Genomic DNA, 12,717 nt, shown 5'->3' on the forward strand with positions numbered 1-12,717 from the left:
TATACCATTTGGACCTATTTATGTACCTACATCTGCTACTTTTACACGTTCTAGCCCTTTGAAATACACTTTTTACGGAGCGGCTGTAACTACCCACAATGCTATCTCTCCTGCACCACCGCCTTTGCCATTAGTAGAGCCAATGGGTGGATACTCTATCAATACTTCTCTGCTTCCGCTAAATATAAGTGTTGGTATTGGGGCAAGAGTAGAATATATTTGTACAGGTGGTGATTGTGGGGCATTTGGGACTACTTTGGGTGGGGTGTATAATATTACTCGTTCTACTTCTACAAGACGTAAATCTAACCCTAATTTAGCTTTTACAGGAATAGCTCCCAACCAGCGTTTTTGTGCTACACCTGCTTCTATTTCTCTTGCCGCAACCAATACATTGCCTAATAGTACTGTGGAAAATATCCCTGCTAATGAAGGTACTTATTTAATCAGCCGCACACTCAATCCTCTTGATTTTGGAGTAGCCCCAAGTGCTGTGATTAACCCTACTACAAAAATATTTAATCCGGCCGCATTGCAAGGGGCAACCATCTCAGGCACTCCTGTGCCTAATCCTATCAATAGCTCTCAAACTTTTTATATTAAATTTAGGTATACCGACTCGCAAGGTTGTACAGGAGAAAGCCCTGTAAAACAATTTTTCTTAGACCCAATGCCCATACCTGCTTTTACAGGCTTACAACCTAATTACTGCGAAGGAAGTGCCACACTTAACCTCATTCCTTCATTCAACATCACTGATGAAATATTCAATCCTACCAATGGTTTTTTTGAGATATTAGATGCTTCTAATAATGTAGTACGCATTTTCCCTAATGGAGTAAATACGCTAAACTTGGATGCCCCTGCTTTGCCGCCTAATGATGGCTACCGAGTGAGATACACCTATCAGACAAGCAGAGGCTGTACCGCCCAAAGTGCTACACAAATTTTCAATATAAAAGCTCTCCCCGTAGTTGCCTTTACAGGGGTGAATGATGGGGACGAATTTTGCCGAAATGCCTCCAACGTAACTTTACAGGGGGTTGTGAATGGTACTCCTAACCCGGGCGGGGTGTTTAGGATTAGACGTGTATCGCCTTCGCCTACTGCTTTTGAAAATTTATATGCAGATAGAACCTTCCGACCTACGCAACCACTGCCTTCACAGACAGGCTCTTTGCCCGGACTTTACGAGATAGAATATCGTTTTAGTCAAGGTTACCCTGGACCTATTTCTTGCGAAAATGTTACTTCTAAACAGGTGATTATTCACGATTTACCGATACCAAATTTTGAGTTCCCAATTGCTTACCAAACAAGCTCTACCACGGCATCTATTTGTAGAGACCAAAATACCATTACACTTACTCCTTCGGTAAATGGTTTGCCTCCTGCTATGCCTATGAATGGGAGATTCAGGATAACCCGTATAGCTCCTACACCGCAAGCTCCTTTTGATATGGCTTTCGGGCTGAATATCATAGATTTTGCTTCTCCGCAATTCAACATTCCTACTTTTACAACCGATGTCTATGTGTATGAAATTCAGTATTCTTATACAGATGCCAATAGCTGTAATGATATTTCAACTCAAAAAACTCTTACCGTAAATCCTAGCCCTACACTTACGCTTGCCAATATCCAAATTACAAACCGATGCTTGGGCGAAACAACGCAATTTGTAGTTACCTCTCCACTGCCCATTAGCACTTACGAATGGTCGGGTACTGAAATTCCGCTGACTACAACGACTTCCAATACTTTCTCATTTGTTTATAGTTCTACGGGTACAAAAAATGTAACTCTTGTGGTAACCAATGCTCAGGGTTGTAAGCAAACACTTAATTTTAGTATAGAAATTAAAAACAAACCGAATGTTAATTTTAACTTCTTGGGTCAGTGCTTCGGCTCGCCCACGCAATTTGCAGACCAAACTACTATTTTACCCGGCGGCGACCCTATTGTAAACTGGCTATGGGATTTTGGCGATAGCAATACTTCTACCTTGCAAAATCCTGCCCATACTTACACTAGCCCGGGCGTGTATAATGTTTCTCTTACCGTTCAGACCAGCAACAACCCCGATTTGAGTTGCCCTGTAACTATTAGCAAACAAATTACCATTTTCCCACAATACACCGTAACCAATACAAGCCCATATACCGAGAATTTTAATGCGAACAATGGCTCTTGGATTGTTGGGCAAACCAACCCTACGACACCTTCTTGGCAATGGGGTACAATGACGGCAACAGGAGGTAAAATTGTACCTACTGATGGAGCTTATTGGCGTACTTTCAAAGGAGTGAGCAATATTGAACAATACAACAGCAGTGAGCAGTCATTTTTAGAAACCCCCTGTTTTGATATTAGCAGTTTAGATAGACCTGTTATCAACTTTGATTATTGGGTAGATACTCGCCCCGACCAAGATGGCATTTCCATACTTTATACCACAAACGATGGGGCTACTTGGAAACTGCTTGGAAACATCAACCAGGGCTTGGAATGGTTCAATTCGGCAGGAATTACGGGTTTGCCCGGTACAGGAACGCCTGGGCTCATCAATGGTACCGTGAGAGGCTGGTCGGGGAATACGCAAACAGCTTGGAAAACTGCACGCTTTATTCTTGACCAAGTAAAACAAGAAGCAGGAATAGGGGGAAAAGTGCGTTTCCGTTTTGTACTTGGAAGCCTAAATTTCCCCATAGATAATACCGACAAGTATGATGGTTTTGCTATTGATAATTTCCAAATCAAAAGCAGAAACCGCAGAATTTTATTGGAACATTTTACCAACGCAGGGGCTCCTGATGCAAGTGCCGAAGATGCTTTCATCAACAATATCGCTACACTTCGCCCTGAAAGCGTTAATATTCGCTTCCATACCAGTTTCCCTAATGCCAATGACCCTCTGAATAAAGATAATACCGTAGACCCCAGTGCCAGAGCGTTTCATTATGGAATTTCTCAAACACCTCGTACAACTCGCGATGGGGCGGTGTTCCCTAATCTTTATTCTGTCATAGACCCTACATTGATTGAATACGACAAACGCTCTTTGGTGCCTTCACCTTTTGAAATACAAGTGGTATTTGGCAATAACCCTGCTGAACTGCTTAATGTAGGGGCAATTATCAGGGCTGTAGAAAATTTCAACAGACCTGTTTTGGTACAAATAGCTATTATAGAAAAAGAAATACAAGGCAATGCCATTGGCTTACCCGGAAATACTTACTATAATGTGGTAAAAAGGCTTTTGCCTGATGCGGCAGGTACGCGTATCAATACGAATTGGATAAGAAATGTTACGCAAGCTACCATTAACCAATCGTATAACCCCACTAATTTCTACGACATCAACAAAATTGCGGTGGTCGTTTTTGTGCAAGACGAAGAAACCAAAGAAATCTATCAAAGCACTTATGTAGAGCCTACTACCATACCCAGTGGTATTACTGCTTTGTACAACGATTTCTCTGATGCGATTGCTCTTTATCCTAACCCCGCACAAAACGTGGTATTCATAGAACTTCCTAGTACGCTCAATGAACTCAATTACGAATTGTTTGATGCTTTGGGTAAAAGCCTATTGGTGGGCAAAGCAAAAATGGGTAAAAATGAGCTATCTACGCAAACCCTTTCCGAAGGAATGTACTTGCTCAAATTTTACAGCGAGCAAGGAAAAGTTGGGTATAAAAAGTTTATTATTCAGCGATAAGCTAAACAAGAGGCTATTATGCAAGCAAGTATTTTAGAGAATTACACCACTACCGAAACTGCATTTAACCCTTTCCCTGGGCTTAGACCTTTTACGATTGAAGAGAGCCATCTTTTCTTTGGGCGAGAAGGGCAAAGTGATGAAGTTTTGATGAAACTTTATGAAAATCGTTTTGTGGCGGTAGTAGGTCCTTCGGGTAGTGGTAAATCTTCGTTTATTTATTGTGGTGTAATTCCTATTTTGTATGGTGGCTTTGTAGCCAATAAAACTTCCAACTGGAATGTAATGGTAGCTCGTCCGGGTGCTTCTCCTATTGAAAACCTATCGGAGGCGATATTTAAGAAGATGCACACACAAAATTTGAGTGAGGAAGATAAAATTATTCGTAAAAAAATTATTGCCACTTTATTGCGTAGTAGCTCTTTGGGGCTTATTGAAGCCATACTCAATACCCCCGAATTTTCAGAGCAAAACACGCTAATTCTCATAGACCAATTTGAAGAACTTTTCCGCTTTCGCAAACAAGATGATGTAGAGGCTATCAATGAAGCCCTCAATTTTGTAAACTTGCTGATGGAAGCTATCAGATACGAAGGTCTGCCTATCTACGTAGCTATTACGATGCGTTCTGATTTTATTGGGGAATGTGCTTTTTTTCCCGATTTGACCAAAGCCATCAACAATAGCTACTATATGATACCTCAAATGACACGCGAGCAGAAGCGTATGGCAATCATAGGACCCGTAGCAGTGGGGGGAGCTGAAATTACACCAAGATTAGTACAAAGACTTCTTAACGATTTGGGAGATAACCCCGACCAATTGCCCATTTTGCAACATTCTTTGATGCGTACTTGGGACTATTGGCTCAGGCATAAAGAGGCAAACGAAGCCCTTGATGTACATCATTACGAAGCCATTGGCACAATGAAAGAAGCTCTTTCCTTACACGCCAACGAGGCTTTTGATGAGCTCACCGAAGCTCAAAAAAGAGTTTGTGAAAAACTTTTCAAAACCATTACAGAAAAAGGAGGAGACCAAAATCAAGGCATACGCCGACCTACTTCGTTGGGCGAAATTACGGCTATCATTGGAGCAAGACAAGAAGATATTATCACCGTTATTGATAAATTCAGAGAACCCGGACGCTCACTGATTACCCCTGCTTATGGTATCCCGTTGAATAGTAACTCCATTATTGATATTTCTCACGAAAGTTTGATGAGAATTTGGACTAGGCTCAAAAATTGGGTTGATGACGAAGCCGAAGCTGTACAAATGTATCTCAGACTTTCAGAAGCCTCTGCAATGTACCAAGTAGGAAAGGCGGGTTTATGGCGACCGCCCGACTTGCAACTGGCTCTCAATTGGCGTGAAAAACATAAACCTACTCTGCTATGGGCTCAAAGGCATAACCCTGCATTTGAAAGGGCTATGGTTTTTTTGGATTATAGCCAAAAAGAGTATGAAACCGAACAACGCATCAAGGAAATGTTACAAAAAAGAACCTTGAAGCGTACGCGTATGACAGCCATTATCTTAGGGCTTTTTACACTGGTCGCTATCGCTTTTCTGATTTATGCTTTGGCGAAAAGAGTAGAAGCAGACCAACAGCGAGCTCGTGCCGAAGAGCAAAAATTGCTGGCTATCAAGCAAGAAAAATTAGCCAAAGAAAATGCCAAAGAAGCCATTAGGCAAAAAGAAGAAGCTGAAAAAGCCAAAGAAGAAGCCGAAGTGCAGAGGTATCGTGCCGAAATTGCTAAAATTGAAGCTGACCAGCAAAGAGAAGAAGCTGAAAAACAAAAAGAAATTGCCGAAAACCAAAGGCGGGAAGCTATCAAAGCCAAAGATGAAGCCAAAGCCAGCGAAGAACGAGCCAAAGAAAATGCCAAAATCGCCGAAGAACGCCGCAAAGAAGCCGAAGCCGCTACCAAAGAAGCCAATGTGCAAAAAAATAGGGCTAAAAATCAACGTTTGCTTTCTATTGCCCAAGCTATGGCTCTCAAATCTAAGCAACTTTCCGAAGACCCCGAACTACAAGCACTCAATGCCCAACAAGCCTATAAGTTTCATAGCGAAAACGGCGGAAGCAAATTTCACCCTGATATTTACCAAGGGCTTTATTACGCTATCCGTACCTACGAAGGAGAAGACTTTAACAAGCTAAAAGGACATACGGATTTCGTGAGAGCCATTGTTCCCGCTCAAACAGGTAAATATGTATATTCGGCTGGTAGTGCTGGCGAGGTGCTTCGTTTTGATTTGGAAAATACCAAAAAGCAGGGCGAACTCATTGTTAAAAATGCTTACGTCAATAAAACTATGGCTATCAGCTACGATGGGCAATTTCTGGCAGTAGCAGGCAATGCTAATAAAATTCAAATCTTTGATGTGAAAGGTGAAAATAAACGCTTACAGAATAATATAGTTTTGCCGCCCGAAATATCAGTTTGGTTTTTGGCATATCCTTCTCGCTCTAACGAAGGGATGGCTATTCTGGCTTCCAATAAAAAACTTTATTTTTACAATGGGAAAGAAGTAAAAACAATTGGCTCACCCAAAGAGCAAGTTACTTGTTTGGCGATTACTGCCGACGGCAAGCATATCATTACAGGAGATAACAAAGGACAGGTGATATTTTGGAATATACAAAACAATGAAGAAAAACTCTTTCTGACAGACAGCCAGCCCATAGCCGCTTTGCGGGTCAGCCATAATGGTAAATGGCTTGCAGTGGGTAATGAGCAAGGAAAATTACGATTGTATAATTTACAAAAGGAAAACGCCAAACCTATCAATCTTTTCGGACATAGTAGGCAAATAACAGATATTGTTTTTAGCAATGATGATGCTCAAATGGCTTCTGCGAGTATGGATAAAACCGTTAGGGTTTGGAATATGAATAACCTCAATAGCGAGCCAATGGTATTCAATGATTACAATACTTGGGTTACTACGCTGAGCTTCAATGCCGATGGCTCTAAACTTATTGCAGGTACGCGTGATAAAGTAGTAAGATTCTGGTACACAGAAATCAGCAAAATGAGCGATTATTTATGTGGCAAAATCAGAAAGAATATGAGTGATGAAGAATGGAAACGCTATGTAGCTGATGATGATGATGTACCTTATGAAAAAACTTGCGGCGATTTACCTAAACGCGAATAATCCCAAAAATAATTTTTTGTAATTGTTTAGGTATGAGTTTGCAGGAGTAAGGAAACAGGAAACAAGATTTTAGAAAATAGATGCCCGACAGAAAAAATGAGAGACAAAGCTCTTAAAGACTTGAACCTCAAAAACGCTGAACTTTTTGAACATAAACAATTTTAATTTTTTAGACTTAATTGGTGGCGGTAAAATATAGTGAAAAAGAAGCAAAAAATAGGATTTTAGAGAAAGGAAAAACTTTAACCTTCAATTCTCAAACCTTCATACTTTTTCAAACCGCAAACTTTCAAACTTTTTGAATGTAGATATTCCCCCAAAATAAACTTACTCCTATGCGTTTTCTGATTGGTATTTGTTTAAGCTACTTTATTTTTTTATGTTCTTGTTGGGCTCAAAACGAGGAAAAAGGTGAGGGGCAAAGCGATTGCTCCATAAAACTACAAGAAAGTGAAAATGCTTTTGAAGATGGCTCTTTGAGCAACTCTATTTTGCTTTTGAAAGATTGCTTGGAAAAAGGCGATTTCAATCAGGAAGAACGTGTAAGGGCATACAGGTTGCTCGCTATCATTCATTTATATCGTAATCAGGATAAAGAAGCCGAAGAGTTTATGCACCTACTCTTGCGTGCCAATCCTGAATATCGCTTGCGTCCTAATGACCCCGCCGAGTTTATTGAATTATACAGAAAATTTCGTATCCGTCCTTACCTTATTGTTGGAGGCAATTTAGGCGGAAATTTCTCTCAAATTAGCGTAAGCCAACTTTTTAGCACGGATAATCCTGTAAGTCAGGATATGCTTTATACCAATTTGTTTGGCTTTCAGTTTGGAGGAATTATCTCTCGTCCTATTACCAATTTTATTGAAGTAGTATTACAACCCAATTTGCTATCTCATCGCTATCGCTTTGAAGCACAATATTTTGGCTTTGCAAGATTGCTCGCCACCGAAACACAAATTCGCTTTGATTTGCCTCTTATTCTCAAATATAACTTCAAAAACAAGTATAATTTCAATTTACTTGGTATCAAGCCCTATGTTATGGCAGGTGCAACGCCTCATTTTTTAATATCCGCTTCTTTCAATGCTCAACGCAGCGATATCAACCAAGATGGAGATGTAGAGCGTTCCGTAGAGGGAAAAGCTATTTCAATGAAAGAGCTACGCAATACTTTGACATTTTCTGTTTTGGCTGGAATAGGCGTAGAATACAAAATAGGTTTAGGACATCTTTTCGCCGAATTGCGTTATCAAGCAGGTTTGAACAATATGGTAAAATCTGTCAATCGTTATATTTTACAAGAAGAAATCGCTCGGTATGGTTTTTTAGATAACGATTATACTTTAAGTGCTGTAATGCTTTCAGTAGGCTACAATTACCCGCTATACAACCCCAAAATTCAAAAAAGAAAATTGAAAAAGGTTTCCGAAGATATAAAAATTGAAAATCTTGATAAGTGAAAAATTGTGTAAATTATGAGAAAAATAAAACTGCCAAAAATTTACTCTACAATAATTGCTTGGGGCTTTATCTTCCTTCTGACTATCCTAACTACTTGCAAAGTGAAGCCCAAAGTAAATCTTGATAATTCGGGAACATTTTACAAAATGCTGGGGGCTTTTGGAGGGGCAGAAGCCTATGATGTAGTTGAAAATCCTGACGGTACTTTGCTTGTGGCAGGTTCTATCAATATCAAAGATTTCGCCGATGACGGAAGTGAGTTTGTTCGTACCATTGGCTATTTAGCCAAAACAGACGCTTTGGGAAATCTTTTGTGGGAAAAAAAGCTAAATGCCAGAGCCGCCAAGGCAATCTATCCAGCAAGCTCAGGAGGCTGGTATGTGGGTATTGATAGCACTTTTCAGGTAGGAAATACCTCTTATACCAATTTCGCTTTAATGAAAATGGATAATGACGGAAATGTGCAATGGGCAAGGAAATATCCCAATAATACTCGTTTTGAAAAGCTCAAAGGAATAGTAGTTTTTGAAGATATAGGCAATATTTATTTGCTCGGCGATTTTTCGGTTGCTGAAAATTCTACACAAGCCAAAATTTATTTGGTAATCACTGACTTAAATGGAAACTTTATCAATCAGAGCGAATATGGGACTTTTGGCGTGGTAACTCCAACAACGCCCGGTCCGAATCTTATTGGAAACGCCTTGAATGATAAATTTAGCAACAATTATCAAATTCTTGTCAGTGGTACTACGGAATTTTCAGGAGATAAAAAATTGGATATCAGGGTATTAAGAATGAGATTTACAGGGGGAAGTTTGGTTGCTACTGCCGATTTGACCAACCTTTTTGGTGGAATAGGGGACGATTTTGGTGAGCAAGTAATAACAACCGCAGATAGAAACTTGCTTGTTACAGGTACTATCAGTGCAGGAGAAAACGGAGGAAAAGATATTTATGTGGCTAAGATTAGAATTGCAAGAGAATTTGGAGATATATGGTCTGGTTGGGATATTGAGTGGGAAAAAAACTTGGGTGGCGGCGGAGATGACGAAGGCAAAACCATTACACAAATGGATAATGGCGAATTTTTAGTCGCAGGGAACGTAGCTACCATTGGAAATGCCAAAGATATATTGCTTTATAAGTTGGATTTTTTTGGAAATGTTGTATGGGAAAAGCAATTTGGTGGTACAAAAGATGATAAAGTGAGGCGTATCAAGCAATTGGCTAATGGCGATATTCTCATATTAGGTACTATTGGCTTTGAGCAAATTAGTATGATAGCCCTTATCAGAGCCGATAAAAATGGTAATTTGATAAGATAAATTTTTGCATTTCTTTTGAACGTAAATTCCTTGCCTTAGCGAATAGACGCATACCATTTCAAAATTTCGCTTACTACAAGGCTAGAAGTTGCTTGCACGCCTAAAATAATCCAAGAGGGTGTTAGATATTCCCAAATTCTCTCGGGGCGGGTATAGAGCCTAAAATGAGCAAAAGACCACCAACAACGCCATTCCGAGGCACAGGGTTTGCAACCATAGCAATATTGGGTGTCGTAATCAAAAAAAAGTTTAAGCCAAAAATATACAGGTATAAGCACTAAAATTGTAGCTATCAGTACCCAATTGTTGCGTTGTTTGGCTTTTTCGTGTGCTTTGGAAGCCGAAAGCAAATTGTCCGGGATAATGCTATGCCTCAAAATCCAGATACCTACGAGTGTGCCTATGCTTGCACCCACGTAAAAAAGATGTTCAAAAGTCCAAGATTTTTGAAGCCATTTTTGCTCCATTGCATAAGGCGTAAGCCAAGCAATATTTGCCCAACTTGCCAGCCAATTACACAAAGCAAAAACTACTAAAAACAACAAGAGGCGTGCAAACCAACGTTTGCGAAGGGTAGGAGCAAAAAATTCTGCATAAATATCTTTGAAAAATCCCCAAATGTTTTGCCCTGTTTCGTAGATTTTGTACCAAATTTGCTTTGAAAACCCAAATTTGGGCAAATCGTTCAGTTCGTATCGCCTCCTGCCTTGTGAGCTGTGTTCGGATTTGAAAAAAATTTCGCGTCTGCCCGAAGTTATCCAAATATATGGGGCGTAAAGGTGGTTATCATACGAAAAAGCCTGTTCTATGGCTTCCTCAAAGGTGCTTTCTCCAATACTGCTTTTTTTACATTCTACAATGCAAAAAGGCTTTTGGGATTCATCTAAAATGAGAATATCAACTCTTTTGTAGCTGGAACCCATTTTTACGGGGTATTCAAAGGCTATTCTTTCGGCGGGGTAGCGATAATGGTATAAAATTTTAGCATATATTTCGGCTCTTACCTGCTCTTCGGGGGTAAGTGGGAAACCTATGCCGCTGGTGGCATAAAAAATTTCGTTGTTGTAAAAACGGATAGCACCTTCTTTTTGTGCTTGCGAAAGGTAATGGCTCATTGATTTCCGATAAACTTACATTTCTTTTGCCAAAATAAGTATATTTTGACAAAGTTCTGCAATTTCTTTTTCACTATTGAAGGCGTGCAAGCATATTCGGATAATCTCTTCGCCTGCTTTTACCGTAGGCGAAAGCACAGGACGCACATCAAAGCCTGCCTCTTGCAGTTTTTTTGCAAAAAGTTTGGTTCTTTCGTTACCACCAATTTTAAGGATTTGAATAGGGGTGTAGCTTTCTTTGAGTTGGATTGAGGTGTGGGATAAATTTTGCAGAGCTGTTCTGAAAAAAGTAATTTTTTGGTGTAAATCTTCTTGCAAATGCAAGTTTTCGGCAATGTATTCAAAGGCTTTGCGAATATGTACGTAGCTATGCAAAGGCAGAGCCGTGGTATAGATAAAAGCTCTTGCAAAGTTGATAAGGTAATCTATCAGTATTTTTGAGCCTGCTACACAAGCACCGTGCCCGCCAATAGCTTTGCCAAAGGTGTAAATCCTTGCAAAAATATCTTGATGCACATTTTGGGCAATGCAGTATCCTTCGCCCGAGTTTCCATAAATGCCTGTACTATGGGCTTCATCTACGATTAAATAAGCCTCATATTGCTTGCAGAAACCAATGATTTCTGGCAAAGGGGCTATATCGCCGTCCATAGAATAGACACTTTCTACTACAACAAAAATATTGCTATACGATTTTTCTTGGGCTTTTTGAAGTTTTTTTTCCAAATCTTCTAAATCGCTGTGCCGAAAGTAGTAGCTTTGGGCAAGGCTCAAATGTTTACCTTCTCGCAGACTTGCGTGCAAAAGTTCATCACAGAGAATAATATCGTTTTTTTGAGGAATAGTTGCCAAAATAGCAGTATTTAGCTGATAGCCCGAATTAAACACCAAGCAGGCTTCTGCCTGAAAAATTTGGGCTAAAAATGCCTCCAAGTCCAATACGTAAGGGTGAGTGCCTGAAAGCAAACGAGAGCCTGTTGCTCCCAAATGGGGTTGGGGCAGTTGGTTGAGTGTGTTTTCAATATTTTTTTGCAAAACGCTGTTGCGAGCCAGTCCCAGATAGTCGTTAGAACTGAAATCAATGAGGGAACTTTGAGGTGTTAATACCCGAAAGTTCCCTTCTTGCTTGCGTTTTTGGAGTTTTTCTTGAAGTGCTTCTAAAAGTCGGTTCATTATTTTTACATACTTTCTGCTACCACTTCTTGTACCTGTGGAATCATACGTTTCAAGAGGTTTTCTATTCCTGCTTTCAGTGTAATAGTAGATGAAGGGCAACCACTGCAAGAGCCTTTGAGGGCAAGCACTACTTTGCCTGTGGCATCATCAAAGCTATGAAAATGAATAGCACCGCCATCAGTTTCAACGGCAGGTCTTACGTATTCTTCCAATACTTTTTTTATTTGTTTTACCACTTCGCTGTCGTTTTCAGAGGCTTGCAGATTGTTGTTTTCTTGCAAAAGCTCTACACTGAAAATGGGTTTTTCTTGCTCCAAATATTCTTGAATATGCAATTTGACTTCGCGAGCTATGTCCATCCAATCGTAGCCTTCTTTTTTGGTAACGGTGATAAAATTATTCATTACAAAAACTCTTTCTACGAAGGGGAATTTTTCAAAAAGTTCGGTGGCAAGTGGAGATTTTTCGGCGGCGGTGCGGTCAGGAAAATCAAAACTTTCGTTTTCGGGAGTAAGCATATAATTGATAACAAACTTCAAAGAAGCAGGGTTAGGACTTGCCTCCGTATAAACATTCAGATAGCGTTTGGGTTTTATTACTTGTTCCATAACTTAAAAGTTGAAAGTTCAGGGTTCAAAAAGTTAAAGGTTAAAGTTTATAGCAGACCAAAATAAAAAAATCAAAAACTTAATTGATAGAATAAACTACTTTGTACTCACTACTCATTACTCATTACTCATTACTC

At 39.8% G+C, this 12,717-nt stretch carries 7 protein-coding genes; 4 read left to right on the forward strand and 3 right to left on the reverse strand.

What is annotated here, in order from left to right; all coding sequences use genetic code 11:
* The 4 genes from ACWITO_RS05300 to ACWITO_RS05315 all read left to right on the forward strand — a co-directional run.
* Window positions 1–3,721 (forward strand): PKD domain-containing protein (locus tag ACWITO_RS05300; RefSeq protein ID WP_448528963.1); only part of this gene is annotated, 3,721 nt, incomplete at its 5' end.
* An 18-nt stretch (window positions 3,722–3,739) separates the two neighbouring features.
* On the forward strand, window positions 3,740–6,889 hold the full coding sequence (locus tag ACWITO_RS05305; protein ID WP_448528964.1) for an nSTAND1 domain-containing NTPase: 3,150 nt from the start codon (window positions 3,740–3,742) through the stop codon (window positions 6,887–6,889).
* Window positions 6,890–7,224: 335 nt separating this feature from the next.
* Window positions 7,225–8,352: a porin family protein gene (locus ACWITO_RS05310; RefSeq protein ID WP_448528965.1), complete on the forward strand. Its 1,128-nt coding sequence runs from the start codon at window positions 7,225–7,227 to the stop codon at window positions 8,350–8,352.
* Between the two features lie 15 nt (window positions 8,353–8,367).
* Window positions 8,368–9,681, forward strand: coding sequence for a hypothetical protein (locus ACWITO_RS05315; protein WP_448528966.1), 1,314 nt, complete (start codon window positions 8,368–8,370; stop codon window positions 9,679–9,681).
* 35 nt (window positions 9,682–9,716) lie between these two features.
* On the opposite strand, the gene ACWITO_RS05320 is transcribed toward ACWITO_RS05315, so the two are convergent.
* Genes ACWITO_RS05320 through ACWITO_RS05330 form a run of 3 tightly spaced genes read right to left on the reverse strand, consistent with a single transcriptional unit; the run spans window position 9,717 to window position 12,580 of the window.
* The gene (locus ACWITO_RS05320) at window positions 9,717–10,796 is read right to left on the reverse strand and encodes a type I restriction enzyme HsdR N-terminal domain-containing protein (RefSeq protein ID WP_448528967.1); all 1,080 of its coding nucleotides are present in this window, start codon (window positions 10,794–10,796) and stop codon (window positions 9,717–9,719) included.
* Between the two features lie 15 nt (window positions 10,797–10,811).
* A complete protein-coding gene (locus ACWITO_RS05325) occupies window positions 10,812–11,969 on the reverse strand; it encodes an aminotransferase class I/II-fold pyridoxal phosphate-dependent enzyme (protein ID WP_448528968.1) in 1,158 nt (385 codons plus the stop codon).
* 5 nt (window positions 11,970–11,974) lie between these two features.
* A complete protein-coding gene (locus ACWITO_RS05330; protein ID WP_448528969.1) occupies window positions 11,975–12,580 on the reverse strand; it encodes a NifU family protein in 606 nt (201 codons plus the stop codon).
* Between the last annotated feature and the right edge of the window lie 137 nt (window positions 12,581–12,717).

Source organism: Raineya sp. (assembly GCF_053497555.1).

Excerpts from the sequence above, each read along its gene's own strand:
- ACWITO_RS05305 (WP_448528964.1), top strand. The coding sequence starts at position 3,740 with ATGCAAGCAAGTATTTTAGAGAATTACACCACTACCGAAACTGCATTT.
- ACWITO_RS05320 (WP_448528967.1), bottom strand. The coding sequence starts at position 10,796 with ATGAGCCATTACCTTTCGCAAGCACAAAAAGAAGGTGCTATCCGTTTT.
- ACWITO_RS05315 (WP_448528966.1), top strand. The coding sequence starts at position 8,368 with ATGAGAAAAATAAAACTGCCAAAAATTTACTCTACAATAATTGCTTGG.
- ACWITO_RS05330 (WP_448528969.1), bottom strand. The coding sequence starts at position 12,580 with ATGGAACAAGTAATAAAACCCAAACGCTATCTGAATGTTTATACGGAG.
- ACWITO_RS05325 (WP_448528968.1), bottom strand. The coding sequence starts at position 11,969 with ATGAACCGACTTTTAGAAGCACTTCAAGAAAAACTCCAAAAACGCAAG.
- ACWITO_RS05310 (WP_448528965.1), top strand. The coding sequence starts at position 7,225 with ATGCGTTTTCTGATTGGTATTTGTTTAAGCTACTTTATTTTTTTATGT.